The following is a 25,615-nucleotide window of genomic DNA, read 5'->3' on the forward strand; positions in this document are numbered from 1 at the left end:
CGATCCGCGGCCGCCTAGGCTCGGGGGACGCCTGCTGCCGGAACGCGCCTCAGGCGTGGCGACGAGACGGGGGGAGGCGCCCGGATGGACGGCCTGCGTGGGCTGACGGCCGACGATCCGCAGTGGATCGGCGACTACCGGCTGATCGGCCGGCTCGGCAGCGGCGGGATGGGCCGGGTCTACCTCGCACGTTCCGAGGGCGGGCGGACCGTCGCGGTGAAGCTGGTGAAGGCCGAGCTGGCGGCCGAGGAGGAGTTCCGCGACCGCTTCCGCGCCGAGGTCGCGGCCGCGCGGCGGGTCGGCGGGCGCTGGACGGCGCCGGTGCTGGACGCGGACACCGAGGCCGAGGTGCCCTGGGTCGCCACCGGCTACATCGCCGGCCCGACGCTGAGCGAGGTCGTCGGCGGTACCTACGGCCGCCGCGGCAGCCACGGTCCGCTGCCGGAGCATTCGCTGCGCCGGCTCGCCTACGGGCTGGCCTGCGCGCTGCTCGACATCCACGGCGTGGGGCTGGTGCACCGCGATCTGAAGCCGTCCAACGTGCTGCTGACCATCGACGGTCCGCGGGTGATCGACTTCGGCATCGCACGGGCGCTGGACGCGGTCGGGGACCAGACCCAGACCCGCAGCGGCACGGTCGTCGGCTCGCCCGCCTTCATGTCGCCCGAGCAGGTCCAGGGGCACCGCGTCGGACCGGCCAGCGACGTGTTCTGCGTGGGCTCGGTGCTCGCGTACGCGGCGACCGGGCGGCAGCCGTTCGGCAGCGCCGCCTCGGGGGTGCACGCGGTGATGTTCAAGATCGCTCAGGAGGAGGCGGACCTTGCCGGGGCGCCGGCGGGGATCCGCGGTCTGATCGAGGACTGCCTGGCCAAGGATCCGGCGGCGCGGCCCGCGCCCGAGGAGATCACCGGCCGGCTCGGGCCGGTCCCCGGCGGCGCGTCGTCCGCCCCCTGGCTGCCGGCCGAGCTGATCGCGAGCCTGGGGCAGCACGCCGTACGGCTCCTGGACACCGACACCCCGCCCGGGGGCCAGCCGCCGACGCCGGCGACCACCAGGGTCGCGCCCCGGCCGGCCCCGGCGCCCGCGGCGGAGCGGCCCCGCCGCCGTCCACACTGGCTGCCGCTCGCCGCCACCGCCGTGGTCGCCGCCGCCGCGACCGCCGTCGCCGTGCCCCTGATCAGCGGCGCGGACGCCGACAGCCGCGACCGCGCCTCCGACATCCCCGCCCGCTACCTCGGCACCTGGGCGGGCCCGGTACTGCGCGACGGCGAACCGACCGGGCAGGAACGGCGGTTCGTGATCAGCAACGGCACGGTCGGCGAGGTGGTCGCCAACAGCACCAGCCTCGGCGCGACCTACGAGTGCCGCAGCGACGGCACGCTGGTGTCCGTCACGGCGCACGACGGACGCCCGGCGCTACGGCTGGACACCAAGGTGGTCCGGTCGGTCCCGGAGGGCCGCTGCACCGCGCTCGGCGAGCACACCCTGGAGGCGGGCAGCGCCGGCACCCTGAAGTGGGCTGCGGCCGGCCGCACCGCGACACTGCACCGCTCCGCGCCGTCCGACGGCACCGTCCAGGCCGGCTACCTGGGCACCTGGCAGGACACCGCCGCCGGCGCCGCCCAGCGCCTGACCATCCGCCAGGCCCCGGCGGGCAGCACCGTCCTCACCACCGTCGTCGAGGGGCCTACCGGGCGCTGTACGGCGCACGCCACGCTGTATGCGGCCCAGGACGGCAAGCTCACCGTCGGCCCGGCGGTCCTCGACCGGACCGCCGCCCCCGGCTGCACGCCGAGCAACACCTCCGTCTTCCACCTGGCCGGCGACGGGACCCTGGACCGCGAGTTCCTGGGAGGCGGTGAACAGCCGCGCCGCTACTCCAGGGCCGGATAGCGGCGCGACCGGTGCTCCAGTGGCATACGTCGTCAGCGGACGTAGTTCTTGAGGGTTTCCGTGTCGAGGGCGATGCCGACCGGGTCGGGGAGGATCACTTCCTTGCCGAAGGGCGCCTCATGGATATCGAGGTAGCGGCCCTGCTCCGGGTCGGGGTCGGTGTGGACCACGACCGCGCAGTTGTCTCGGTCGACGAGGAGATGGACGGGAATCCCCGCCGCCGCGTAGGCGGCCGGCTTTTCCTTCCGGTCGCGGCGGTCGGTGTCCCCGTCGTGCGAGGTGACCTCGACGGCCATCAGGACGCCGTCTGGATCAGACCACTCACCGTGCCCTGCGAAGTGTCCTTCGGGCGCCAGAGCCCCGTCCGGCCGGGCACGGCCATTACGGTACGCCTCGACCTTCAGGCCGGTGTCGTTCGCGTACAGCCAGAGATCGGGACGGTGCTGCATGCAGCGCTTCTGCAGCCACCTGACGATCTCCCGATGATCCCCATCCGGCATGCACTTCTCCTCGATCCGTCCGTTGATGAACTCCAACGTGACGGTCTCGGGCGCAGCGGAGGCGATCTCCTCGAACTCCTCCACCAACATGTGAGACGTGCGCTCGGCCATAACCGTCATGCTGCACTCCTTTCTGAGCGAAAGCCAGTGTTGCCAGGCGCAGTCGGGGCCGGAGGGGCGTTCCCCAGCAGACCACTCGTTCGAGCACACGCGCCCATGCACAAGGGCCCGCCCACCGCCGGACGACGGTGGGCGGGCCCTCGGGCCGACGGTCCTACGACAGGAACGAGTTGATCTCGATCGTCTCGTCGCGGCCGGGGCCGACGCCGATCGCGGAGATCGGGGCGCCGGACATCTCCTCCAGCGCCTTGACGTAGGCCTGGGCGTTCTTCGGCAGGTCGGCGAAGGTCTTCGCCTTGGTGATGTCCTCGGACCAGCCCGGCAGCATCTCGTAGACCGGCTTCGCGTGGTGGAAGTCGGTCTGGCTGTAGGGCAGCTCCTCGACGCGCTTGCCGTCGATCTCGTACGCGACGCAGACCGGGATCTGCTCCCAGCCGGTCAGCACGTCCAGCTTGGTGAGGAAGAAGTCGGTCAGACCGTTGACCCGGGTCGCGTAGCGGGCGATGACCGCGTCGAACCAGCCGCAGCGGCGGTCACGGCCGGTGGTGACACCGCGCTCGCCGCCGATGGTGCGCAGCGCCTCGCCGTCCTTGTCGAACAGCTCGGTCGGGAACGGTCCGGCGCCGACGCGCGTCGTATAGGCCTTGAGGATGCCGATGACGCGGTTGATCTTCGTGGGACCGACGCCGGCACCCGTGCAGGCGCCGCCCGCGGTCGGGTTCGAGGACGTGACGAAGGGGTACGTGCCGTGGTCGATGTCGAGCAGCGTGCCCTGACCGCCCTCGAAGAGCACGACCTTGTCGTCGTCGAGCGCCTTGTTGAGGATCAGCGTGGTGTCGGCGACGTAGCCCTTGATCTGGTCCGCGTAGCCCAGCAGCTCCTCGACGACCTGCTGCGCCTCGATGGCGCGGCGGTTGTAGAGCTTGGTCAGCAGCTGGTTCTTGACGTCGAGGGCCGCCTCGACCTTCTGGGTCAGGATCGACTCGTCGTAGAGGTCCTGCACCCGGATGCCGACGCGGTTGATCTTGTCGGCGTAGGTCGGGCCGATGCCGCGACCGGTGGTGCCGATCTTCCGCTTGCCGAGGAAGCGTTCCGTCACCTTGTCGAGCGTCGTGTGATACGAGGTGATCAGGTGCGCGTTACCGCTGAGCAGCAGCTTGGACGTGTCGACGCCACGCTCGTTGAGTCCGCTCAGCTCGGAGAGCAGGACCGCCGGGTCGACGACGACGCCGTTGCCGATGACCGGGGTGCACCCCGGCGAGAGGATTCCGGAAGGGAGAAGGTGCAGCGCGTACTTCTGGTCGCCGACGACGACCGTGTGGCCGGCGTTGTTGCCGCCCTGGTAGCGCACCACATAGTCAACGGATCCACCGAGCAGGTCGGTGGCCTTTCCCTTGCCCTCATCACCCCACTGAGCACCGAGCAGCACAAGTGCGGGCACAGGCGTACACCCCTTCCGGGCGGGGCATGTCCAACGTGCGTGGATGGCGTCAGCGTGCGTGTTCACGCGTCCGTCATCGCTAGAGCCGTCGAACCGGTGCCCCGGAATAGACGAAGCCCCTGGCGCAATAGCGCAAGGGGCTCTTGCACCGAGATGCTACCTGAGGAAGGACCGAGGTGTCGGCGCAGCCTTCTGGGCACTCTCCCGTGGACTCCGTTCGGGGGCATTCCCTGCTCGTGGTCATCGACCCGGTCGCCCGCAGTACCGACGGGGAATCCGTGCGGATCGCGAAGGACGTCCTGTGCGCGGGCGCGGGGACGAAAATCTGCCTGCCCGAGGGGCCGGAGGAATTCGCGCGGATTCTTGCCCGGCGGGGGCAGCGGCGGCCGGTGGTGATCGGCGACGACCGGGCGCTGCTACGGATCGTGGGCCTGCTGCACAAGGAACGGGAGCTGGCCGGGGTGCCGGTCTCGATGGTCCCGGTCGGGGCGCCGGCGGCCGTCACGCTGAGCCGGACGCTGGGCGTGCCCACGGACACCGTCGCCGCCGCCCGGGCCGTCCTGGACGGCGGGGAGCGGCCGATGGACCTGCTCACGGACGACAGCGACGGCATCGTGCTGGGCGGGCTGCGCATCCCGTGCGGAAGCGACGGGGGCGGCGGCAGCGGCGCCCGGCACGGGCGTCCCGGGGCGTTCGTGCCCGGCGCGGCGGCCCCGGCCGACCCGACGCGGCCGGGGGCCGCGCGGGGCGGGACGGCGGACGGGCGGTGGGAGTCCCCGCACCCGAGCGGGACCGGCAGCCCGGAGGAGCATCGGCCCTGGTGGGGGCCGGCCGCGCGGACCGCCCGTACGGCGCTGTCGCTGCTGGCGCCGGCGGCGGGCCTGGGAGGGCGGCGCGCCCGGGTGCCGGGCCAGCGGCTGCGGATCGAGGCGGACGGGGTGGTGCTGGCGGATCTGGACCGGCCGGTGCGCGGGGTGTCGGTGGTCCCGGGCGCCCAGGCCGGGGCACGGTGCGGCCGGGTCGAGGGCGGCCCGGAGCTGGCCGAGGTCGTGGTGCACTGGCCGGACGAGGGGCGGCCGGTACGGGCCCGGGCGCGGGCGGTGACGGTCTCCGGCGCGGACTTCCACTACCGGGCGGACGCGGTGGTCGGCGGCCCGGTCAGGACCCGGACCTGGACCGTGCAGCCGGGGGCCTGGCGGCTTCAGCTCCCGCGCAACGGGTGAGGGTGAGGGCCACGGCCCACGGGGGCCGGGGAGGCACCCCGCGGGAAGAGACGGCCTAGCCCTCGTACCGGCTGCGCAGCTCGTCGCGGTGCTCGCGCCAGCGCTCCAGCATGACGGGCAGCTCCTTCTGGAGGAACTCGAAGAAGACGACGGTCTCGTTGAGCCGGCGGCCTGCCGGGGTGGCCGCGCCGAGGCTGTCGACGCCGTCGCGCAGGGTGCCCTCCCAGCGGGTGAGGACGTTCTCCCGGCGCGCCATGGCCTCGTACCACTGGTCGCTGTGGACGCGGTAGCGGTCGCGGCGGGAGCCGGGCTCGCGCTCCCGGCTGACCATGTCGACCTGGGAGAGGTAGCGGACCGCGCCGGAGACGGCGGCGGGGCTGATCTGGAGGCGCTCGCCGAGCTCGGCCGAGGTCAGCACGCCGGAGTCCGAGGAGAGCAGGCAGGCGAAGACCCGGGCGGGCATCCGCGCCATGCCCGCCTCGACCAGCTGGGCCGCGAAGCGCTCGACGAACTGCGAGACCGCCTCCTGGGTGCGTCCCTCGTCGCTCTGCTGCCGCTGCTCACTCATATCCGCATCATCTCCCCTGATCAGACCCGCTCCCCCGACTTTATACGGTTTCTTAACTTCACAAATTTGTGAAACTAGCGTAGCTTCCAAATCATGACCACGGCAATCGCTCCCGCTCCCGCCATCCGGGTGGACGGCCTCCACAAGTCGTTCGGGCGGACCCACGCACTGGACGGCCTCGACCTCGGCGTCGAGGCCGGCGAGGTACACGGCTTCCTCGGCCCCAACGGCGCCGGGAAGTCCACCACGATCCGCGTCCTGCTCGGCCTGCTGCGCGCCGACGGCGGCACCGCCCGGCTCCTGGGCAAGGACCCCTGGCACGACGCCGTCGAACTGCACCGCCGCATCGCCTACGTCCCCGGCGACGTCACCCTGTGGCGCAACCTCTCCGGCGGCGAGGTCATCGACCTCTACGGGCGGCTGCGCGGGGGGCTGGACACCACTCGGCGGGCCACGCTCCTGGAGCGGTTCGAACTCGACCCCACCAAGAAGGGGCGGACGTACTCCAAGGGCAACCGCCAGAAGGTCGCGCTGGTCGCCGCGTTCGCCTCGGACGTCGATCTGCTGATCCTCGACGAGCCGACCTCCGGGCTGGACCCGCTGATGGAGGAGGTCTTCCAGGACTGCGTCACCGAGGAGCGCGACCGCGGCCGTACGGTCCTGCTCTCCAGCCATGTGCTGTCCGAGGTCGAGGCGCTCTGCGACCGCGTCAGCATCATCCGCAAGGGGCGGACCGTCGAATCCGGCTCCCTGGGCGAGCTGCGGCATCTGACCCGTACCTCGGTCATCGCCGAACTCTCGGGCCCGCCCAACGGTCTGGCCGCGCTCCCCGGCGTGCACGGCCTCGCCACCCAGCCGATCGAGCAGGGCCGGGCGCACCGCGTCCGGCTCCAGGTCGACACCGACAAGCTCGACGCCGTACTGCGCTCGCTCGGCACCTCCGGCGTCCGCAGCCTGACCAGCACCCCGCCGACCCTGGAAGAGCTCTTCCTGCGGCACTACCAGGACGACGGGCACGGCGAGGTCGCCGCCGAAGGGGCGGTCGCACGATGACCGCCGCGGCCGCACACCTCTCCGCCCGCCCGGCACGCCCCCGCCATCTGGCGGGCACCGGCGCCCTGTTGCGCCTCGCGCTGCGCCGCGACCGGGTGATGATCCCGGCCTGGGTGCTGGCGCTCGGCGTCGCCGTCGCCTCCATGGGGTCGTCCTTCGAAGCGCTCTACGACACCGCCGCCAAGCGCGTCGAGCTGGCCGGCTCGATGAACGCCAACGGCTCGATGCGGGCGCTGTACGGACCGGTCTTCAGCGACTCCGTCGGCGGCCTGATCGCCTGGCGGATGGCCGGCTTCGGCGCCGTCCTCGCCGCGGTGATGAGCCTGCTGATCGTCGTCCGGCACACCCGCGAGGAGGAGGAGACGGGCCGTCAGGAGCTGCTCTCCGCCGCCATGGTGGGCCGCCGCGCACCGCTGACCGCGGCCCTGCTGGCGGCGCTGCTCGCCAATGCCGTACTCGCCGTGCTGATCGCGGCCGGCCTTGCCAAGTCCGGCCGGCCGGCCGCCGGTTCGCTGGCGCTGGGCCTGGCCATCGGCTGCACCGGCATGCTCTTCGCCGGCCTGGCCGCCATCGCGGCCCAGCTCACCGAGAGCGCCCGGATGGCCAAGGGGCTGACCGGTGCGGTCCTCGGACTCGCCTTCGCGCTGCGCGCCGCCGGCGACGCCGCCACCGCCGACGCCACCTCCCCGCTCACCTGGATCTCGCCGATCGGCTGGTCGGAGAACCTCCGCCCGTACGCCGGGGAGCGCTGGTGGGTGCTGCTGCCGTTCGCCGCGGCGACCGCGCTGACGGTGGGTGCCGCCTACGCCCTGACCGCCCGCCGCGACATCGGCATGAGCTTTCTGCCCGCCCGTCCCGGACCGGCCGCCGCACCGCGCTCCCTGAGCGGCCCCTTCGGCCTGGCCTGGCGGCTGCAGCGCACCACCCTGTTGGGCTGGACGCTCGGCTTCCTGTGCGCCGGCGGGATCTTCGGCGGCATCGCCAAGGGCGCCGCCGACCTGGTCGGCGACAACAGGCAGACGCGGGAGATCTTCGAGCGGATGGGCGGGCAGCAGGGCCTGACCGACGCCTTCCTGGCCACGATGCTGGGCATGCTCGGCATGATCGCGGCGATCTACGCGGCCGGCGCGGTGCTCCGGCTGCGCGGCGAGGAGATCGGTGAGCGCGCGGAGCCCGTGCTGGCCGGCGCGGTGGGCCGGATTCGCTGGGCCGCCGGCCATCTGTCCGTCGCCTTCGCGGGCACCGCCGTGATCCTGGCGTCCGGCGGCCTGGCCCTGGGCCTGTCGTACGGCGTCTCGGTCGGCGATGTCGGCGGCCACCTGGGTCCGGTGCTGGCCGCCGCGCTCGCACAGGTACCGGCCGTCTGGACGCTCACCGGCCTGGCGGTCCTGGTCTTCGGGGTGCTGCCCAAGGCCACCACCGCCGTCTGGGCCGCGGTGGGCGGCTGCCTGGCCATCGGGTGGATCGGGCCCAGCCTCAAGTTCCCCCAGTGGGTCATGGACCTCTCGCCGTACGGCCATCTGCCCAAGCTCCCCGGGGCCGAGGCCACCGCGGCCCCGTTCCTCTGGCTCCTGGGCCTGACCGCCGTCTTCACCGCCGTCGGACTCGCCGGTTTCCGCCGGCGCGACATCGGCTGAGCCCCGGGTGGCGGTTTCACGTGAAACCGCCACCCCCACATGCGTGCGCCGCCGGAGCCGTAGCGGACTCCGGCGGCGCACCCCTGCTTGCCCACAGCCTGTGGACGGCGGATCCTCAGCCCCCGGGCGTCACCAGTCGCGCCTCGTACGCGAACACCGCCGCCTGTGTGCGGTCGCGCAGCCCCAGCTTCACCAGGATGCGGCTGACATGCGTCTTGACCGTGGACTCCGCGACGACGAGATGCTCGGCGATCTCACCGTTCGACAACCCCTGAGCCACCAGCACCAGCACCTCCGTCTCCCGCTCGGTGAGATCGGCGATGCGCTCCTGGGCGGGGGCACGCGGGGTGCCCAGGCGGGAGAACTCGGAGATCAGGCGCTTGGTCACGGTCGGGGCGAGCAGCGCCTCCCCGGAGGCGACGATGCGCACGCCCTCGGCGAGCTGGCCGGCCGAGGCGTCCTTGAGCAGGAAGCCGCTGGCTCCGGCGCGCAGCGCCTGATAGACGTACTCGTCGAGGTCGAAGGTGGTCAGCACCAGGACCTTGGCGTCCGCGTTGGCGGCGACGATCTCGCGGGTCGCCTCCAGGCCGTTCATCTCCGGCATCCGGATGTCCATCAGGACGACATCGGGCTTGAGGACGGCGACCTTGCTCACCGCCTGGCGCCCGTCGACGGCCTCGCCGACGACCTCGATGTCCGGCATGGCGTTGAGCAGGACGGAGAAGCCCTCGCGGACCATCACCTGGTCGTCGACGATCAGTACCCGGATCATGCGCCGCTCCCCTTGGGCGTGGTCTCCCCCGCCGCGTTCGACACCGGGATGAACGCGGCGACCTCGAAGCCGCCGTCCTCGGTGTGGTCTGCGGTCATCTCGCCGCCCAGCATTTGTACCCGCTCGCGCATGCCCAGCACGCCGTGCCCCGCGCCCGGGGACGGCTTGGCCAGCCGGCTCGGGGTGCCGTTGACGATCCGCAGGCCGATCCCGCCCAGGACGTAGGAGATCTCCACCCGGGCGTCGGCACCCGGCGAGTGGCGCAGCGCGTTGCTCAGGGCCTCCTGGACGATCCGGTACGCGGAGAGCTCCACGCCCTGCGGCAGCGGCCGGGGCGAGCCGGTGATCACGGCCTCCACGTTCAGTCCCGTGCTGCGGACGCTGTCGAGCAGCGAGTCGATGCTGGCCAGCGTCGGCTGCGGGGCTTCGGGAGTGCTCTCGGCGAAGGCGTCCGGGTCCTCGGAGCGGACCACGCCCAGGATGCGGCGGAGTTCGGTGAGCGCGGCGACGGCGTTCTCCCGGATCGTGGCGAAGGACGTGGCCAGCTCCGGCGGGGTGTTCTCGACCCGGTACGGGGCGGCCTCGGCCTGGATGGCGATCACGGACATGTGGTGCGCGACCACGTCGTGCAGCTCGCGGGCGATGGTGGCGCGCTCCTCCAGGAGGGTGCGCCGGGACCGCTCCTCGGCGGTGGCGGTCTGGGTCTCGACGACCTGTCGGCGCTCCTCGCGCCAGGCGCGCACCGCCGCGGCGGCGATCAGCACCAGGCCGGAGAAGAACGCCACCGGCGGCACATCGCCCGCACCGCTTCCGCTGAACACCGACAGCACGGTCGTCACACCGAAGGTGACCAGCCACATCTCCATCGCCAGCCGCGGCCGGGTCCGCAGCACCACGAGGGTCATCACGGCCAGGTGGGTGGGGAAGGCCGCCTCACCGAAAGGACTGCCGTACGGGGAGAAGGCCGACGTGGCGAACCACCCCACGACCACCGCGAACAGCGAGATCCAGTAGGCACCCACCGGGCGGAAGAGCGTCAGCGCGGGCGGGACGGCCACCAGCAGGCAGTAGCCCGCCACCAGAACGCCCCGCAGCGGGCCGTATCCGTAGCTCATCGCGAAGGTCGCGAGGAAGACCAGCGCCGCGAAGCCGACCACGATGAAGTGCGGCAGCCAACGCGCCCAGTACCGGATCCGCTCGGGCAGCCAGGGCACCCACCGGGACACCTTGGCGTCCTCCAGCGGCGGCATCGGGCGGAAGGCGAAGGCGTCGACGAACAGGTCCTGGCGCAGCCGGTGCAGCGCGCCATGAGCCATCCGGGCCTCGGAGCGCAGGGTGCTCTGCGTCTGGGTCTTCTCATTCACGCTGACAACGGTAAGCAGAGACCGGCCCCCGGGCGTCCCCACCAGTGGGGATCTCCGGGGGTCCGTCTCAAGTACTACCCGTCGGTCACAACAGCGCGGACAGCAGGCGGCAGCTGGGCGTGCCGGGCGTGACCGGCGCGTAGTGGCCCACACCGGGCAGCTCGCGCAGGTCCGTACCGTCGGGGTGCGCCGCCGCGTAGCGCCGGGAGACGCCGAGCGGGACATCGTCGTCGTCGGCGCCGTGCAGGATCGTCACCGGGACGCCCGGTGGCGGGCGGCGGGCCGGGTCCGCGGCGGCCAGCCGCTCCGGGAGCCCGGGGCCCGCGCCCAGGAGTTCGGCGACCGCGCCGTTGCTCAGCCGCAGCTCATGGGCGTGGGCGAGATCGGCGACCGGCGAGACGGCGATCACCCGGGTCACGGGGGTGCCGGGACGGGCGGCGGCCAGCAACGCGAGATGGCCGCCCGCGGAGTGCCCCACGAGGACCACGCCCTCGGTGCCCGGGACCTCGCGCACCGCCGCCTCGACGGCCGCCTCGACGTCCTCGAACGTCTGTGGCGCACCACCCCCGGCACCGACCCTGCGGTACTCCGCGAGCGCCACCGGCAGCCCCCGCCCGGCCAGCTCGGCGGCGAGCGGCGACAGATGGCGGCGGTCGTACGCCGCGCGCCAGAACCCGCCGTGCAGGAACACCACCAGCGGACCGGGCTCCCCCGAGGGGGTGCCCGCGTCCGCCCGCGGCTCGTAGAGGTCGACGATCTGGTCCGGATGCGGCCCGTACGCCACCGTGCGGTCCGGCGCCACCGGGGCGAGCCCCAGCAGCGCCGTCTCCTCGTCCGTCACGCTCACCCGGCCGCTCCCGGCTCCCCCTCGGGCAGCGCCCCCAGCACCTCGCCGAGCGTCCACGCCGCCCGCTCCGCCTCCGCGAACGAGGTGTAGAGCGGGGTGAAGCCGAAGCGCAGCACGTCGGGCCGGCGGAAGTCGCCGACCACCCCGCGCCGGATCAGCTCCTCCATCACCGCGCCGGCACCCGAGCACGCCAGCGACACCTGGCTGCCGCGCCGCCGGTGGTCCGCCGGTGTCACCGACCGGACCCGGCCCGGCGGTACGTAGGCGCCGACGCACTCCAGGAAGAAGTCCGTCAGGGCGAGGCTCTTGGCGCGGACGTCCTCGATGGCGACGCCGTCCCAGGCCTCCAGCGCCGCCTCCAGCGCGAGCAGCGACAGGATGTCGGGGGTGCCGACCCGGCCGCGTACCGCGCCGTCCGCCGGGGTGTAGGCGGGGTCCATGGCGAACGGGTCGGCGTGCGAGTTCCAGCCCGGCAGCGGCGATTCGAACCGCTCCTGGAGGCTCTCGCGGACGTAGAGGTACGCGGGCGACCCCGGGCCGCCGTTGAGGTACTTGTACGTGCAGCCGACGGCGAGGTCGACGTGGTGCGCGTCGAGGCCGACCGGCAGGGCGCCGGCGCTGTGGCACAGGTCCCAGACGGCGAGCGCGCCCGCGGAGTGCAGCGCGCGGGTGATGCCGGGCAGGTCGTTGAGCTCGCCGGTGCGGTAGTCGACGTGGTTGACCAGCGCCAACGCGGTCCGCTCGGTGACCTCGTCGGCGATCCGCGCGGGCTCCACGGGCCGCACCGCGAGGCCGGTCATCCGGGCCGCGGACCGGGCGATATAGCCGTCGGTCGGGAAGGTCGCGGCGTCGACCAGGATCTCCGTGCAGCCCTTCCCGGCCATCCGGACGCCACCGACCACGGCCTTGAAGATGTTGACGCTGGTCGAGTCGCCGACCACCACCCGGCCGGGGGCCGCCCCGATCAGCGGGGCGATCTTGTCGCCGACCCGCTCGGGCGCGGTCCACCAGCCGGATTCCGTCCAGGAGCGGATGCGCAGTTCGCCCCACTCGCGGCCGATGACCTCGGCTATCCGGCCGGGCACCGCGCGGGGCAGCGCCCCCAGGGAGTTGCCGTCGAGGTAGACGGTGTCGTCGAGGGTGAAGCGGTCGCGGATCGCGGCGAGCGGATCGGCCGCGTCCAACTGCCGGGCGCGGACGGCCTGTTCCCGCTCGCCGGCGGACTCGGGGACGCCGGTGCTGTCGGGGGTTCGGTAAGTCTCAGACATGGCTGCGCGCCGTCCACAGCTCGGGGAAGACGTTCTTGCGGGCCCGCTTCTCCAACCAGGCCACACCCGCGGAACCGCCTGTTCCCATCTTCGCCCCCATGGCCCGCCGGGTCGCGACGAGATGGTCGTTGCGCCAGCGCCACACCAGCTCGCCGACGTCGGTCAGCGCCTCGGCGAGCCGGACCAGCTCCGACTCCTGCGGACCGGCGTAGATCTCGCCCCAGGCCGCCTCGACGGCCGGGTCCGGCTCGTAGCGCTGCGACGGGTCCCGCCGCAGTACGGCCTCGGGGACGGCATGGCCGCGGCGGGCCAGCAGCCGCAGCACCTCGTCCCACAGGCTCGGCTCGTGGAGGGCCTTCTCCAGCTCGGCGTGTACCCGGGGCGCGCCACGGTGCGGCACCAGCATGGACGGGGACTTCTCGCCGAGCAGGAACTCCATCCGCCGGTACATCGCGGACTGGAACCCGCTGCCCTCGCCGAGCGCGCTGCGGTAGGCGTTGAACTGCGCCGGGGTCAGCTTGGCGAGCGGCTTCCAGGCGGCGTTCAGCGCCTCCAGCTCGTAGGCGGAGCGGCGCAGCGCGTCCATGGCCACCGTCAGCTCGTCGCGGCGCAGCGCCGCGGCGGCGGTCTGCCACTCATGGACGATGACGGTGAACCACAGCTCCATGACCTGTGTGGTGACCAGGAAGACCATCTCGCCCGGGTCGTCGGAGAGCGGGTGCTGGAGGTGGGTGAGAACGTCCGCCTGGACGTAGTCCTCGTACGGGGTGGTACCTGCGAAGTCGAGGTTCGGGGTCTCAGGCTCCTGAGCCCCGCCGGTTACCTCGTGGGACATCGCTGTCTCCTCGAAACGTACTCCGGGTAGCGGTCCGCCCCTGCCATGCCGGCACGGGGGCCCCGGTCCCCACCGGGCATCTTCCGCAATGGTCCCCGCAGATGGCAAGGCCCGCCTGGTCAGAGAGCCAGGCGGGCCCGTTCACGGCTCAGGAGAGGGTGTCGGCCGCGGTCGGCGAGGAGTCGCGCAGGAAGGTCGTGCAGCGCTCGTACTCGCCCTGTTCGCCGATCGCCTGGGCGGCGCGGGCCAGGGCGTGCAGGGCACGCAGGAAGCCGCGGTTGGGCTCGTGCTCGAAGGGCACCGGGCCGTGGCCCTTCCAGCCGGCCCGGCGCAGTGCGTCCAGGCCGCGGTGGTAGCCGGTGCGGGCATAGGCGTACGACTCGACGACCCGGCCTTGCTCGAAGGCGTCGTCCGCGAGCTGCGCCCAGGCCAGGCAGGAGGTCGGGTACTTCGCGGCGACATCGGTCGGTGCGGTGCCCGCGGCGAGCAGATCGCGGGGCTCCGGGTCGTCGGGCAGATGGGTCGGGGGCGGTCCCCCGAGCAGGTTCTCGTGAATGGCCATGGGACCAGTATCGCTGCGCTTGGGGCTGCTTCCCACGTTGTCGGCTTTCCCGCCCTTCCGCTGCGCTTTGCTGCTTCCCACGTTGTCGGCTGTCCCGCCGTGGGGGTTCGCGTGGTTCGCCTGCGGCGGGCTGTTGCCGCTGCGCGGGGCTGTTCGGCTGCCGGTGACGGGCCGGAGGGGTAGGGGTGTGGGACTGCTGCGCTTTACGTCCGGACACCCAACCCCTCCGGCCCGCCCCCTCCCGTTGGGGGTGGGAAAAAACCGTGGGGGTGAACGTCAGCCTTCGTGCGCGCGCGGTCGACGGACGGGGCCCGCCCCCACCTGCCTGTCCTCCCCCCCACCCACGGGAGGGGACAGACCGTAGGACGAAGTCCGTAGGGCTGTCACCGCACCCGACAAACAAACGCCCGCCGCCAGGCGCAACGGCGAACAACCACCACGGCGGGAAAGCCGACAACGTGGGAAGCAAGCCCAAGCGCAGCGGACAGGCTTAGCGATCCCCCGGATCCAGCGGTGGTGCGCTCACCCCGCAGTGGTAGGTGCACTCGGGATGGCACCGCTTCTCGGGGGCCGGCTCAGGCCCCCTCAGCGCCGCGGGGCGGACCGTCGACCAGGCGATCAGTGCGCCGACCACCAGCACGCCGGCGCACAGCGGCATCGCGCGCCGGAAGGTCGCCTCGAACTCGTCCGCCGAGCGGTACGCCTCCGGGCCCATGCCCGCCAGCAGCGGTAGCGCGGCCACCGCCATCAGGCCCGCGGCCCGCGCCGCCGCGTTGTTGATACCGCTGGCCAGGCCCGCCCGGTTCACGTCCACCGACGCCAGCACGGTCGCGGTGAGCGGCGCGACCAGTGTCACCATGCCCGCGCCGAGCACCACCATCGCGGGCAGTACATCGGCGAAGTACGACGCCTCGTGGCCCACCCGCAGCATCAGCAGCATCCCGACGGCGCAGAGCACCGGGCCGACGGTCAGCGGGATCCGCGGCCCGACGCGCTGCCCCAGCTCCCCGGAGCGGGCGGACAGCAGAAGCATCAGCACGGTCGTCGGCAGCAGCGCGGTACCCGCCTGCAACGCCGAATAGCCCGCCACGACCTGCAGCTGGAGCACGGAGAGGAAGAAGAAGCCGCTGAACGCGGCGTAGACGCACACCGTCACCGCGTTGATGGCGGAGAACAGCCGGATACGGAAGATCGCGGGCGGCAGCATCGGGTCGGCGTGGCGCCCTTCGACGCGCACGAAGACCACCCCGAGCAGCATCCCGGCCACCGCGGGCACCAGCACGCCCGGAGCGGCCCCCCGGTCCGGCGCGGCGATCAGCGCATAGGTCACCCCGGCCAGCGCCAGCGCTCCCAGCACCGCGCCCCGTACGTCGAAGCCGCCACGCTCGCGGGCGTCCCGCTCCCGGGTCTCCGGTACGTGCCGCAGCGCCACCGGCACACACACCGCCGCGAGCGGCACGTTCAGGAAGAACACCCAGCGCCAGCCGGGGCCGTCCACCAGCCAGCCGCCGACGAACGGGCCGACCGCCGCCGCCACCCCGCCCAGCCCCGACCAGGCGCCGACGCCCCGCGCCCGGTCGTCGGGGTGGAAGACGGCCTGGATCAGCGCCAGCGAGCCGGGGGTGAGCAGCGCCCCGCCGACGCCCTGCAGCGCCCGGGCCGCGATCAGCACCCCGGCGCCCGGCGCGAGGCCGCACAGCAGCGAGGCCGCGGCGAACCAGACCACGCCGATCACGAAGATCCGGCGCCGCCCGTAGCGGTCGCCCAGCGCCCCGCCCAGCAGGATCAGCGAGGAGAGCGTGAGCAGGTACGCGGTCACGGTCCACTGCAGGACCGCCAGATCCGCGTCGAGGTCCTCGCCGATCCTCGGCAGCGCGACATTGACGACCGTGCTGTCGAGCAGCGCCATGCCGGAGCCCAGCACGGCCGTGGTCAGCACCCACCGGCCCCGCGCCGAGGCCAGCCGGACCTCGCCGGGAGCCTGGGACCCCTGCCGTTCGCTCATACGGCGAGCTTGCCCGGCGGCGGCGAGCCGCGCACGGCGAAGGCCCCGCACCTCACCCGAGATGCGGGGCCTTCGAGCCGTACGGGACTACTTGATCTTGGTGCCCGTGGAGCGCAGGTTGGCGCAGGCCTCGGTGACCCGCTTGGCCATACCGGCCTCGGCCAGCTTGCCCCAGCTGCGCGGGTCGTAGGTCTTCTTGTTGCCGACCTCGCCGTCGATCTTCAGCACGCCGTCGTAGTTGCGGAACATGTGGTCCGCGACCGGGCGGGTAAAGGCGTACTGGGTGTCGGTGTCCAGGTTCATCTTGACCACGCCGTTCTCCAGCGCGGTGGCGATCTCCTGCTCGGTGGAGCCGGAGCCGCCGTGGAAGACGAAGTCGAACGGGGCGGCCTTGCCGTACTTGGCGCCGACGCCCTCCTGGAGGTCCTTCAGCAGCTCGGGGCGGAGCACGACGTTGCCCGGCTTGTAGACGCCGTGGACGTTGCCGAAGGAGGCGGCGAGCAGGTAGCGGCCCTTCTCGCCCAGACCGAGCGCCTCGGCCGTGCGCAGCGCGTCGTCGACCGTGGTGTACAGCTCGTCGTTGATCTCGTGGGTGACGCCGTCCTCCTCGCCACCGGTCGGGGTGATCTCGACCTCAAGGATGATCTTGGCGGCGGAGGCCTTGGCCAGCAGCTCCTGGCCGATGGCCAGGTTGTCGGCCAGGTTCTCGGCCGAGCCGTCCCACATGTGCGACTGGAACAGCGGGTTCTGGCCCTTGGCCACCCGCTCCGCGGAGATGTCGATCAGCGGGCGGACGTACCCCTCCAGCTTGTCCTTGGGGCAGTGGTCGGTGTGCAGTGCGACGGTGATGTCGTACTTGGCCGCGACGACGTGCGCGAACTCGGCGAGCGCGACGGCGCCGGTCACCATGTCCTTGCTGTACTGGCCGCCCAGGAACTCCGCACCACCGGTGGAGATCTGGATGATGCCGTCGCTCTCGGCCTCGGCGAAGCCCCGCAGCGCGGCGTGCAGCGTCTGCGTCGACGTGACGTTGATGGCCGGGTAGGCGAACTTGCCGGCCTTCGCCCGGTCCAGCATCTCGTTGTAGACGTCGGGGGTTGCGATGGGCATCTGTCCGCTCCTTGTGTATGCGGGTGTGCGTTCTTGGCCCTGACCAGGCGAGGACTTCGCCGGGCCACATCTTTCCAGACTCCGTCGGCAGCTCCACATCGCCCATCCGGCCGTCATGCGAAAGGGGTGCGGTGTTTCACGTGAAACACCGCACCCCTTAGCAATGGCGCAGGTCAGAGCGGCATGTACCCGCTCTCCCGGTCCTTTGGCCGGTCTCAGGCCAGGCCGAGGTCACCGAGCTGGTAGCCCGTGATATAGGGCAGCCCGGCCTCGGCGATCGCCGAGGCGGCGCCACGGTCGACGATCGTTGCGACCGCGACGACCTCGGCACCCGCCTCGCGCGCCGCCTCGACGGCGGTCAGCGGCGAGCCGCCCGTGGTGGAGGTGTCCTCGACGACCAGAACCCGGCGGCCCTTGATGTCCGGGCCCTCGATACGGCGCTGCATACCGTGCGCCTTCTGCGCCTTGCGGACGACGAAGGAGTCCAGCCGGCGGCCGCGGGCGGCGGAGGCGTGCAGCATCGAGGTGGCGACCGGGTCGGCACCGAGCGTCAGCCCGCCCACCGCGTCGTAGTCAAGATCGGCGGTGATGTCCAGCATCAGCCGACCGACCAGCGGCGCGGCCTCGCCGTCCAGGGTGATCCGGCGCAGGTCGATGTAGTAGTCGGCCTCCTTGCCGGAGGAAAGCGTCACCTTGCCGTGCACCACGGCCTTGTCCTTGATCTGCTGCAGCAGCTCGCCACGCACGTCGTCACTCATGCCCATGAGCTTAGGCGGTGCCCGGGGACAGGCTCCGCCAGCTCCAGGTAGTGGAGATCTCCAGCGGATCGATGGGGGTGACCAGGCACGGCACCGTGTTGAGGCCGTTCGGCGGGCCGGACTGCGGCTCGACGCAGACCGCGGCCTCCTGTTCGTCGTAGATCACGACCCACTCGGCGCGGCTGGCGACCCTCAGCTCCAGGCGGCCCGGCCAGGTGAGCGTGACATCGACGCCCCGCGGCATACCGAAGCAGTCGTCCCAGGGCCCCGGCTTCGGCATGATCCGCCGCCCGGTCGGCAGATGGTCGGCGCCCCGCTCCTCCTGCCACTCCGGCGCGAAGTCGAGCTGCGCGTCCTCGCCGCCCTCGCCCAGGTTCCGCCGGAACCAGGGGTGCCAGCCGGCCTGCGCCGGGAAGGAGTCGGCAGTCGCCTCGACGCCCATGGTGAGGGTGAGCGAACCGCCGTCCTCGGCCAGTTCGACGATCTGGGTGACCTGCCCCGGGTACGGCCACGGAGCCGCCGGGTCCGCGAGGTCGTAGGTGAAGACCGCCTGCGTCGCGCTCGAACGCGCGGTGCGCCAGCGGAGGTTGCGGCCGGTGCCGTGGATGGCGTGCGGTGCGGCGTCGACCGGCATCTGGTGCAGCTCCCCGCCGTTGCGGAACCGACCGTCCTCGATCCGGCCGCACCACGGGACCATGGGGAAGCAGCCGTAGTGGTCGCCCTGCCGCAGCAGCTCCGTACCGCCGACACGGAGGCTGCCGATGCGGCAGCCGTTGTCCGGTTGAACGGTCACTTCGGCGGCCCCGGCCGCCAGCCGCACGCCCGCCGCCTGCGGCGCGGGCTGAGTGGGGTTGTCGGTGCTCACGGTCCGACCCTCCCATGTTTTCGGCTGCGGCGCCGTGGGGGTTGTTCGCCGTTTCGCCCTTTCGCTGCGCTTGGCTGGCTTCCCACGTTGTCGGCTGCGGCGCCGTGCTGGTTGTTCGCCGTTGCGCCTGCGGCGGGCGTGGGTTGTCGGGTGCGGTGACAGCCCTACGGACTCCGTCCTACGGTCTGTCCCCTCCCGTGGGTGGGAGTGGGAAGGCCCGGTGGGGGCGGGCCGAATCCGTCGACCGCGCGCGCACGAAGGCTGACGTTCACCCCCACGGTCTTTTTCCACCCACCCACGGGAGGGGGCGGGCCGGAGGGGTAGGGGTGTGGGACGTAAAGCGCAGCAGTCCCACACCCCTACCCCTCCGGCCCGTCACCGGCAGCCGAACAGCCCCGCGCAGCGGCAACAAGCCCGCCGCAGGCGAACCACGCGAAACCCCCACGGCGGGAAAGCCGACAACGTGGGAAGCAGCCCCAACCGCAGCTACAGACGTCGACGCCGCAAAACCCGCCCCACCACCACCGCCGACGCCAGAACGACCGCCGCGGCCGGGGCCGCCCACCGCAGGGTCGCGGAGGTGCTGTTCGTCTCGGGGGCGGGCACCGGCGCGTAGCGGCCGCGGGGCGGAGCGTGGTCGACCTCCTCCGCGCTGCGGCCGATCATCGTCCGGCGGGCGTGCGCGGCCTCCGCGGGGGCGCCGTCCGCGTCCTCGCCGTAGGCGTGCTCGGGGTGCGCGTCCTGTGCCGCGGCGTCCGCGGCCAGGTCGTCCGTCGCTCCGATGGCGTTCTCGTCGCTGAGCGGATCGAGGGAGGGCGGCGGAACCTCGGCGTCGAACACGCTGTGCCGGGCGGAGTCGTCGGCGTCGGTCACCGGCCGCTGCCGCAGATCCGCCGCCAGGTTCTCCGCGAAGCGGTCCAGCAGCCGGCGGCCCGCGGATCGGGCGGCCTGGTCGCTGGCCTCGGCGAGCCGGCCGTCGCTGTGCAGCGTGCCGGAGCAGGCCAGGGTCGTACCGGGCCCGGGCTCGGTGGCCGGGGAGAGGCGTACGACCAGCGTCAGCACGACCGCGCCGTCGCCCCGCGCCTCGGTGCCCTTCGCCTCCACGGTCACCGTGGCGGGCGCGCCGTCCTCGCCGGGTCTGTCGTCCGCGGCGCCGCTGACCGTCAGCGTGCCGCGATAGGTGATGGTGGAGCTTCCGATGCGCAGCCGCAGCCGGCCCTCGGGGCAGTGCGGGGCCGCGTCGGCGTCGAGCTGGACTCCCGGGACGCAGCGCGCCACCCGCTCCGGCTCGGTGAGCGCCTGCCGCACGGTCCCGACGGGAAACGGAACGTACACCTCATGCTCCATGACATGGGAGCCTAATTCCTTCTCCAGCGCCGAGGGGACCCCCTGGCGGGTGTGGACGGTGTTCGCGTCGGGTCCGCCCGCCCCAGGGCCTGCTGCGAGCCCTTCGCCCGCGCGCACGGTGGCCCGTCGTATCAGTCCAGATATTGCGGGTGCATCAGTGTCGACGCCCGCAGGCCGGGGATCCGGGCCCGGGCCACCCCGCTCCGGCCGGCCAGCAGCTCATCGACGGTGAGACCGCCCAGATGCGGCGCATCAGAGGCGTGCACGAACCGCGGCGGGTGCCGGGCGGCCAGTACGAAGCCCCAGTAGCGCGGCCCGCCGGGCGGCGGGGCGGCGGTGTGCTCCTCCTCGGCCGCCGAGCGGGCCGGTCCGCCCAGGCGGTCCGGGCCGCCGGAGACGTCCGCGGGCCGGCCCGGCAGGCGGTACGGGACGGTCGCCAGGCCCACCGACCGCACCGTCGCCTCCACCGTCCAATACGACCGCGCCCGCGTGCCCGGCGGCCCGGCGTGCACCACCAGCCGCCCGTCGGGGGCCAGCATCCGGGCCGCCATGCCGTAGAACTCCTGGGAGTAGAGCTTGGTGCTGGCCGTGATGCCGGGGTCGGGGAGATCGGAGACGACGACGTCGTACGGCGCCGGGTGCCGGCCGTGCGCACCCTGCCGCCGCAGCCAGTCGAAGGCGTCGGCGGTGACCACATGCACCCGCGGATCGTCCATCGAGTGCTGGTTGAGGCGGGAGAGCCCGGGGTCCGTGCGCGCCAACCGCACGACGCCGGGGTCGAGTTCGACGACGGTCACCGAGCGGACCCCGCCGTGGCGGAGGATCTCGCGCACCGCCAGGCCGTCGCCCCCGCCCAGTACCAGCACCCGGGCGTGCGGCCCGCCCGCGAGCGCCGGGTGCACCAGCGCTTCGTGGTAGCGGAACTCGGTGTCCGCGCTGACCCGCAACCGCCCGTCCAGATACAGCTCCAGCGGCGGGCCGGAACCTTTCCTCCCCCGCCCCGCACCGACTCCGGGCCCCGTGCCACCGGTCATCACCACTTCCTGGACGCCGGTCTGCACCGCGACCCGCGCCGACGAGCCGTACACCGCCCGCCGGGCGGCGCGTTCGAACGGCGTGGCCAGCAGCACCCCCGCGGCCAGCAGCACGAGCACCAGGACGTTGACGCCGAGAAGCGCCCATCGGGCACGGACGGTCAGATCGTGGCGGAACAGCCACAGCACCAGCACGCCGCCGGCCGTCGCGTTGATCGCGCCGGTGACCAGCGCGCCGGTCAACTGGCCGAAGCACGGCAGCAGCAGAAAGGGAAAGGCCAGTCCGCCGACGAGCGCACCGACGTAGTCGGCGGCGAACAGGTCGGCGACCGCGCCGCCCGCGTCCTGCCGGCGGACCCGCTGGATCAGCGTCATCAGCAGCGGCACCTCGGCGCCGATCAGCACGCCGATGGCCAGGGAGAAGCCGACGAGCGCGGAGCGGGACTGGCCGTACCAGGCGAAGCAGGCGTAGAGCGCCATCGCGGAGCAGCCGCCGACCAGCGCGAGGGCGGCCTCGACAGCGCCGAAGCCGACCGCCGCCCGGCAGCGCAGCCGCTTGGCGAGCAGCGCGCCGACGCCCATCGCGAAGACCATGACGGACAGCACGACCGACGCCTGGGTGACCGAGTCGCCGACCAAGTACGTTGCCAGGGCGACCAGTTCGAGTTCGTAGACCAGGCCGCAGGCGGCGCAGACGAAGACCACGGCGAGGACCAGCAGCCTGCCGAGCCCGGCCGGCACGGGAAGTCGCGCAGGCGTCATGGCCTCCGGCGGCCCGAGGGCTCCGGTAAGAGCGGACTCTGGCGGGTCGATCATGAAATGAACGCTACGTGACGATTCGACGCCTCTAGGTCACCCACACGAGTGCACTCTGCGGGCTACACGCGTCAGTTGGAGCGATGTCGATGCGTGGGACAGAGCGGGGCGTCCGCGCCGCGCGCCCGGCGCACACCATGCCGCACGCGCCTCAACGCACCTCCGCACCCTGGGCATGCACTCCCAGTGCGCGCCACGCCTCCCTCGCCCCCACTCCCCGCACGACCGCCGGCGGCGCGGGACCCTCCTGGCCACTTTCGCCGGTGGCCCGCTAGACCGCCGCGACCGCCGCGCGTACGCCCACGCGGGTACGGGTGGCCACCAGGCGGCCCTCCTGCGGATACGCGTGCCAGGTCCGCCAGCGCACCTGCCCCTGCTGGCACTGCGCCAGCATCGCGGTGAAGGCGTGCGGCGAGCCGGGGAACGTACCGGCCAGGCCGTGCGGATGCTCGGCGACCAGCGCGAGCAACTCCTGTGCACGGCCCGCGAACGAGCCGCGCGAGAGCGTCTCCACATGCGCGGCGAATTCGTACTCCCAGTCGCCCAGACGCTTCGCCACACCGAGCGGCAGCGGGGTGCTGCTGCCCGGCATACAGGCGACCGTCTCGGAACAGGTGCCGTGCTCCTCTTCGAGAAGCACCTGATGAGAAGCGCCGAGCAGCCTCAACTGCACCTGGGCGCCATGGAGTTGGAGATCGAGGACGGCAAGGGCCGGCAGGGGTTCCCTGCCCAGCGCCCAGGCCAGGTCGGATGCACGGGTATCGGTGTACGCCGTCGTCAAAGTGGTGAGCATGGGTCGGCTCCGCAAGCACGCATTGGAAGGGTGGGCCGGCCCGCCCGAGGGTCCAGGGATGTACGTCTGCCTGCCGGCTCGTGCCCACGTGGGATCGGAGAACGTGGGGGATTCTCTATGAAGAGGGAATCATGAAAGCCCGGTCGCCCACAGCGTTTTTACCCATCTTCGCCGGGTTTCCATCCCCTAGAGGGCCATGCAGTTCAACTGTTCAACATTCTTACGCCCGGCGGGTGTTGGCGCCTCGCCACCATCCACCGGGCGCATATGCGCAGGGGCACAAGCCACCCGCATGTGTGCAGCTGAACGGGCCCCTCGGCCGGTCCGGTCGGCGCCGCGCGACGGTGCCGCGTCCGACTCAGCAACCCCCGCCGCCGCCACCGCCGCAGCCACCACCGCCGCCCCCGCCGCAGGAGGAGGAACCCCCGCCGCAGGAGGAGCCGCCGCACGAGTGGCCACCGTGGTGCCCGCCCCCGTGGTGGCCGCCCCCGTGGTGGCCGCCGCTCGAACCCGCGCCACCGGCGGCCCACCAGCTGCCACCGCTCGAACCGCTCGACTTGCGGTAGCCGCTCCCGCTCCGCCCGCCGGTGCCGCTCCGCGAGGCCAGGGCCACCAGCCCGATCACCACCGCGCAGATCACCAGGAAGACCACGATTCCCATCTGCCTCACACTCCTTTTCAGTCCCCCGAAGCGTGGGGCACCTCCCACGCCCTTTAGGCAGTGGGGGCACATCGCTCCGTCCGGCGCCCCGTGCGCCGCTCGCGGCGCCGTTCGCGCCGCCGGCCGTCCGCGTCGACGACCGTCTCAGTCCTGTATGCGGGGCTGATGCCCGAGCCCGGGAGTCTCAAAGCACAGTTGAGGAAGTCCAGAGGTTCGGCGGAGGATGGCGCGCATGGACCGACCGCTGCTCAACCGCCGCCTCGCCGAATTCGGCACCACGATCTTCGCCGAGATGTCAGCACTCGCCCTACGGACCGGCTCCATCAACCTCGGCCAGGGCTTCCCCGACGCCGACGGCCCGGAGGAAGTCAGAGAGGCAGCGGTCCGTGCCCTGCGCGACGGCCGCGGCAACCAGTACCCGCCCGGCCCCGGCGTCCCGGAACTGCGCACCGCCGTCGCCGCCCATCAGGAGCGCTTCTACGGCCACCTCGGCCTGGCGTACGACCCCGACACCGAGGTCCTGGTCACGGCCGGCGCGACCGAGGCCATCGCGGCCTCGCTGCTCGCGCTGCTGGAGCCGGGCGACGAGGTCATCGCGCTGGAGCCGTACTACGACTCCTACGCCGCCTGCATCGCGATGGCCGGCGGCCGGCGGGTACCGGTGACCCTGCACGCCGATCCGGAATCCGCGACATACCGCCTCGACCTCGACGAACTGCGCGACGCCGTCACGGATGACACCCGCCTCATCCTCCTCAACACCCCCCACAACCCCACCGGTACGGTCCTGACCCGCGCCGAGCTCACGGCCATCGCCGAGCTGGCGGTGGAACGCAACCTCCTCGTCATCACCGACGAGGTCTACGAGCACCTGGTCTTCGAGGGCGAGCACCTGCCCCTCGCGTCCTTCCCCGGGATGCGCGACCGCACGGTCACCATCGGCTCGGCCGGCAAGACCTTCTCCTTCACCGGCTGGAAGGTCGGCTGGGTCACCGCGGCGCCGGAACTGGTGAGCGCGGTCCGCTCCGCCAAGCAGTTCCTCACCTTCGTCTCCGCCGGCCCCTTCCAGTACGCCGTGGCCGAGGCCCTCGCCCTGCCCGACGACTACTACACCGGCCTGCGCGACGATCTGCGCGCCAAGCGCGACATCCTGGCGACCGGCCTCGCCGACGCCGGCTTCCAGGTCTTCCGCCCCTCGGGCACGTACTTCATCACCACCGACATCCGCCCCCTCGGCGAAACGGACGGCTTCGCCTTCTGCCGCGCCCTGCCCGAACGCGCCGGCGTCGTCGCCATCCCCAACGCCGTCTTCTACGACCACAAGGACCGCGGCGCCCCGTACGTCCGCTTCGCCTTCTGCAAGAGCGTCGATCTGCTGGAGGAGGCGGCGGGACGGCTCAAGCGGCTGTGAAGGGTCCGTAGAACGCCCTTCTCCGGCCCCCGGACAGACGAAGGCCCCGGAGCCGGCAGCTCCGGGGCCTTCGCAGCCGGGTGGGTGTGGGACGTACGGGGCTCAGGCCTCGTCGTCGCCCGGCTTGTCGTCGGAGTCGCCTTCGATCTCGGCCTCCAGGCCGAGCTGCTCGACGATCCACTTGTCGAATTCGATCGAGGCGCGGACCCAGCTGACCGTGCTCGACACAAAGTGTTCGAGCGAGACGCCGGTGCCGATCAGCATCGATGCCTCACCGATCAGACGGACCGTGCCGTCGTCATGGGTGTGGGTGTAGGCCTTGGGCCACAGCGTCCGGCGGTTCCAGTCGTCGATCGCCTCCAGCAGCTTCGACTTCTCGTCGATGCCGTGGGCACGGTCGTAGAACGTACGGACGGAGAAGATCTGCTGCTCCTCCTCGCCCCGGAACATGAAGTACGTGCGGAACTGCTCCCACGGGGCGGCGAGGTCACCCTCCTCGTCGACTACGTACTTCAGCTCCATCTGGTCGAGGAGCTGCTTGACCAGGTCCTGGTCTGGCACGACGGGACCATCAGGCCCCGACGGCTCGGGTTCGGGCTGGCCCCCGAAATTCGGAATCGAGGACGGGTCGATGCTCACCGTGGAATTCCCTTCGTATGGTCCTTGCCATCCTCCCCCACATCCGCCCCGTCCTGGCAACCCCAGAGGGGCGGGTGCGGGCAAGGTGTCGCT

Annotated in this window: 23 protein-coding genes; 5 read left to right on the top strand and 18 right to left on the bottom strand. The window is 72.5% G+C overall.

Going from position 1 to position 25,615, the window contains the following annotated elements; genetic code table 11:
* Positions 1 to 84 precede the first annotated feature (84 nt).
* A complete protein-coding gene (locus WAB15_RS19780; protein WP_407287041.1) occupies positions 85 to 1,893 on the top strand; it encodes a serine/threonine-protein kinase in 1,809 nt (602 codons plus the stop codon).
* Between the two features lie 32 nt (positions 1,894 to 1,925).
* On the opposite strand, the gene WAB15_RS19785 is transcribed toward WAB15_RS19780, so the two are convergent.
* Together WAB15_RS19785 and WAB15_RS19790 are read right to left on the bottom strand one after the other, a co-directional pair.
* Positions 1,926 to 2,513 carry a Uma2 family endonuclease gene (locus WAB15_RS19785; RefSeq protein WP_407287042.1) on the bottom strand — a complete coding sequence of 196 codons (588 nt, stop codon included), beginning with the start codon at positions 2,511 to 2,513 and terminating at the stop codon, positions 1,926 to 1,928.
* Between the two features lie 154 nt (positions 2,514 to 2,667).
* Entirely contained in the window at positions 2,668 to 3,954 is a 1,287-nt protein-coding gene (locus WAB15_RS19790; protein WP_399150407.1) for an adenylosuccinate synthase, read from the bottom strand.
* Positions 3,955 to 4,160: 206 nt separating this feature from the next.
* Between WAB15_RS19790 and WAB15_RS19795 the strand changes: the two genes are divergently transcribed.
* Positions 4,161 to 5,177, top strand: coding sequence for a hypothetical protein (locus WAB15_RS19795; RefSeq protein WP_407287043.1), 1,017 nt, complete (start codon positions 4,161 to 4,163; stop codon positions 5,175 to 5,177).
* A 55-nt stretch (positions 5,178 to 5,232) separates the two neighbouring features.
* Here the strand turns inward: WAB15_RS19795 and WAB15_RS19800 are convergent, their stop codons facing one another.
* A complete protein-coding gene (locus tag WAB15_RS19800; protein WP_407287044.1) occupies positions 5,233 to 5,745 on the bottom strand; it encodes a GbsR/MarR family transcriptional regulator in 513 nt (170 codons plus the stop codon).
* 93 nt (positions 5,746 to 5,838) lie between these two features.
* On the opposite strand from WAB15_RS19800, the gene WAB15_RS19805 reads away from it, so the two are divergent.
* Together WAB15_RS19805 and WAB15_RS19810 are read left to right on the top strand one after the other, a co-directional pair.
* Positions 5,839 to 6,798, top strand: a complete 960-nt coding sequence (locus WAB15_RS19805) for an ATP-binding cassette domain-containing protein (RefSeq protein WP_407287045.1) — start codon at positions 5,839 to 5,841, stop codon at positions 6,796 to 6,798.
* Positions 6,795 to 8,435, top strand: a complete 1,641-nt coding sequence (locus WAB15_RS19810) for an ABC transporter permease (protein WP_407287046.1) — start codon at positions 6,795 to 6,797, stop codon at positions 8,433 to 8,435. Before WAB15_RS19805 ends, WAB15_RS19810 begins: the two co-directional genes overlap by 4 nt.
* A 115-nt stretch (positions 8,436 to 8,550) precedes the next feature.
* Here the strand turns inward: WAB15_RS19810 and WAB15_RS19815 are convergent, their stop codons facing one another.
* The 14 genes from WAB15_RS19815 to WAB15_RS19880 form a co-directional block, all read right to left on the bottom strand.
* On the bottom strand, positions 8,551 to 9,207 hold the full coding sequence (locus WAB15_RS19815; RefSeq protein WP_399150528.1) for a response regulator: 657 nt from the start codon (positions 9,205 to 9,207) through the stop codon (positions 8,551 to 8,553).
* On the bottom strand, positions 9,204 to 10,523 hold the full coding sequence (locus tag WAB15_RS19820) for a sensor histidine kinase (protein WP_399150535.1): 1,320 nt from the start codon (positions 10,521 to 10,523) through the stop codon (positions 9,204 to 9,206). The genes WAB15_RS19815 and WAB15_RS19820 overlap by 4 nt, the downstream gene beginning before the upstream one ends.
* A gap of 133 nt (positions 10,524 to 10,656) precedes the next feature.
* A complete protein-coding gene (locus tag WAB15_RS19825) occupies positions 10,657 to 11,418 on the bottom strand; it encodes an alpha/beta hydrolase family protein (protein ID WP_407287047.1) in 762 nt (253 codons plus the stop codon).
* Positions 11,415 to 12,686: a kynureninase gene (gene kynU / locus WAB15_RS19830; protein WP_399150526.1), complete on the bottom strand. Its 1,272-nt coding sequence runs from the start codon at positions 12,684 to 12,686 to the stop codon at positions 11,415 to 11,417. Before kynU ends, WAB15_RS19825 begins: the two co-directional genes overlap by 4 nt.
* On the bottom strand, positions 12,679 to 13,521 hold the full coding sequence (locus WAB15_RS19835; RefSeq protein WP_407287048.1) for a tryptophan 2,3-dioxygenase family protein: 843 nt from the start codon (positions 13,519 to 13,521) through the stop codon (positions 12,679 to 12,681). Before WAB15_RS19835 ends, kynU begins: the two co-directional genes overlap by 8 nt.
* A 148-nt stretch (positions 13,522 to 13,669) precedes the next feature.
* Entirely contained in the window at positions 13,670 to 14,083 is a 414-nt protein-coding gene (locus WAB15_RS19840) for a DUF3151 domain-containing protein (protein ID WP_399150524.1), read from the bottom strand.
* 490 nt (positions 14,084 to 14,573) lie between these two features.
* A complete protein-coding gene (locus WAB15_RS19845) occupies positions 14,574 to 16,088 on the bottom strand; it encodes an MFS transporter (protein ID WP_407287049.1) in 1,515 nt (504 codons plus the stop codon).
* Positions 16,089 to 16,175: 87 nt separating this feature from the next.
* A complete protein-coding gene (gene fbaA, locus WAB15_RS19850) occupies positions 16,176 to 17,198 on the bottom strand; it encodes a class II fructose-bisphosphate aldolase (RefSeq protein ID WP_407287050.1) in 1,023 nt (340 codons plus the stop codon).
* Positions 17,199 to 17,413: 215 nt separating this feature from the next.
* The gene (pyrE, locus tag WAB15_RS19855) at positions 17,414 to 17,956 is read right to left on the bottom strand and encodes an orotate phosphoribosyltransferase (protein WP_030066140.1); all 543 of its coding nucleotides are present in this window, start codon (positions 17,954 to 17,956) and stop codon (positions 17,414 to 17,416) included.
* Between the two features lie 10 nt (positions 17,957 to 17,966).
* The gene (locus WAB15_RS19860) at positions 17,967 to 18,821 is read right to left on the bottom strand and encodes an aldose 1-epimerase (RefSeq protein ID WP_399146072.1); all 855 of its coding nucleotides are present in this window, start codon (positions 18,819 to 18,821) and stop codon (positions 17,967 to 17,969) included.
* A 486-nt stretch (positions 18,822 to 19,307) separates the two neighbouring features.
* The gene (locus tag WAB15_RS19865) at positions 19,308 to 20,168 is read right to left on the bottom strand and encodes an SRPBCC domain-containing protein (RefSeq protein WP_407287051.1); all 861 of its coding nucleotides are present in this window, start codon (positions 20,166 to 20,168) and stop codon (positions 19,308 to 19,310) included.
* A gap of 131 nt (positions 20,169 to 20,299) precedes the next feature.
* Positions 20,300 to 22,018: a polyamine aminopropyltransferase gene (locus WAB15_RS19870; protein ID WP_407287052.1), complete on the bottom strand. Its 1,719-nt coding sequence runs from the start codon at positions 22,016 to 22,018 to the stop codon at positions 20,300 to 20,302.
* A gap of 271 nt (positions 22,019 to 22,289) precedes the next feature.
* Positions 22,290 to 22,811: a DUF2617 family protein gene (locus WAB15_RS19875; RefSeq protein WP_384424008.1), complete on the bottom strand. Its 522-nt coding sequence runs from the start codon at positions 22,809 to 22,811 to the stop codon at positions 22,290 to 22,292.
* Between the two features lie 358 nt (positions 22,812 to 23,169).
* Positions 23,170 to 23,472, bottom strand: coding sequence for a hypothetical protein (locus WAB15_RS19880; RefSeq protein WP_407287053.1), 303 nt, complete (start codon positions 23,470 to 23,472; stop codon positions 23,170 to 23,172).
* Between the two features lie 232 nt (positions 23,473 to 23,704).
* On the opposite strand from WAB15_RS19880, the gene WAB15_RS19885 reads away from it, so the two are divergent.
* Positions 23,705 to 24,883: a pyridoxal phosphate-dependent aminotransferase gene (locus WAB15_RS19885; RefSeq protein ID WP_407287054.1), complete on the top strand. Its 1,179-nt coding sequence runs from the start codon at positions 23,705 to 23,707 to the stop codon at positions 24,881 to 24,883.
* Between the two features lie 102 nt (positions 24,884 to 24,985).
* Here WAB15_RS19885 and WAB15_RS19890 read toward each other — a convergent pair whose 3' ends face one another.
* Positions 24,986 to 25,522, bottom strand: a complete 537-nt coding sequence (locus WAB15_RS19890) for a YbjN domain-containing protein (protein WP_384424011.1) — start codon at positions 25,520 to 25,522, stop codon at positions 24,986 to 24,988.
* Positions 25,523 to 25,615: the final 93 nt, after the last annotated feature.

It is taken from the genome of Streptomyces sirii, from assembly GCF_045690365.1.
GTDB classification, from domain to species: Bacteria; Actinomycetota; Actinomycetes; order Streptomycetales; family Streptomycetaceae; genus Streptomyces; species Streptomyces sirii.

Bases quoted from the DNA above. Each gene is read 5' to 3' on its own strand.
- kynU (WP_399150526.1), bottom strand. From the start codon at position 12,686: ATGTCTGAGACTTACCGAACCCCCGACAGCACCGGCGTCCCCGAGTCC.
- WAB15_RS19835 (WP_407287048.1), bottom strand. From the start codon at position 13,521: ATGTCCCACGAGGTAACCGGCGGGGCTCAGGAGCCTGAGACCCCGAAC.
- WAB15_RS19885 (WP_407287054.1), top strand. From the start codon at position 23,705: ATGGACCGACCGCTGCTCAACCGCCGCCTCGCCGAATTCGGCACCACG.
- WAB15_RS19820 (WP_399150535.1), bottom strand. From the start codon at position 10,523: ATGGCTCATGGCGCGCTGCACCGGCTGCGCCAGGACCTGTTCGTCGAC.
- WAB15_RS19805 (WP_407287045.1), top strand. From the start codon at position 5,839: ATGACCACGGCAATCGCTCCCGCTCCCGCCATCCGGGTGGACGGCCTC.
- WAB15_RS19870 (WP_407287052.1), bottom strand. From the start codon at position 22,018: ATGATCGACCCGCCAGAGTCCGCTCTTACCGGAGCCCTCGGGCCGCCG.
- WAB15_RS19780 (WP_407287041.1), top strand. From the start codon at position 85: ATGGACGGCCTGCGTGGGCTGACGGCCGACGATCCGCAGTGGATCGGC.
- pyrE (WP_030066140.1), bottom strand. From the start codon at position 17,956: ATGAGTGACGACGTGCGTGGCGAGCTGCTGCAGCAGATCAAGGACAAG.
- WAB15_RS19845 (WP_407287049.1), bottom strand. From the start codon at position 16,088: ATGAGCGAACGGCAGGGGTCCCAGGCTCCCGGCGAGGTCCGGCTGGCC.
- WAB15_RS19785 (WP_407287042.1), bottom strand. From the start codon at position 2,513: ATGACGGTTATGGCCGAGCGCACGTCTCACATGTTGGTGGAGGAGTTC.
- WAB15_RS19875 (WP_384424008.1), bottom strand. From the start codon at position 22,811: ATGCTCACCACTTTGACGACGGCGTACACCGATACCCGTGCATCCGAC.
- WAB15_RS19810 (WP_407287046.1), top strand. From the start codon at position 6,795: ATGACCGCCGCGGCCGCACACCTCTCCGCCCGCCCGGCACGCCCCCGC.
- WAB15_RS19840 (WP_399150524.1), bottom strand. From the start codon at position 14,083: ATGGCCATTCACGAGAACCTGCTCGGGGGACCGCCCCCGACCCATCTG.
- fbaA (WP_407287050.1), bottom strand. From the start codon at position 17,198: ATGCCCATCGCAACCCCCGACGTCTACAACGAGATGCTGGACCGGGCG.
- WAB15_RS19800 (WP_407287044.1), bottom strand. From the start codon at position 5,745: ATGAGTGAGCAGCGGCAGCAGAGCGACGAGGGACGCACCCAGGAGGCG.
- WAB15_RS19865 (WP_407287051.1), bottom strand. From the start codon at position 20,168: ATGGAGCATGAGGTGTACGTTCCGTTTCCCGTCGGGACCGTGCGGCAG.
- WAB15_RS19815 (WP_399150528.1), bottom strand. From the start codon at position 9,207: ATGATCCGGGTACTGATCGTCGACGACCAGGTGATGGTCCGCGAGGGC.
- WAB15_RS19880 (WP_407287053.1), bottom strand. From the start codon at position 23,472: ATGGGAATCGTGGTCTTCCTGGTGATCTGCGCGGTGGTGATCGGGCTG.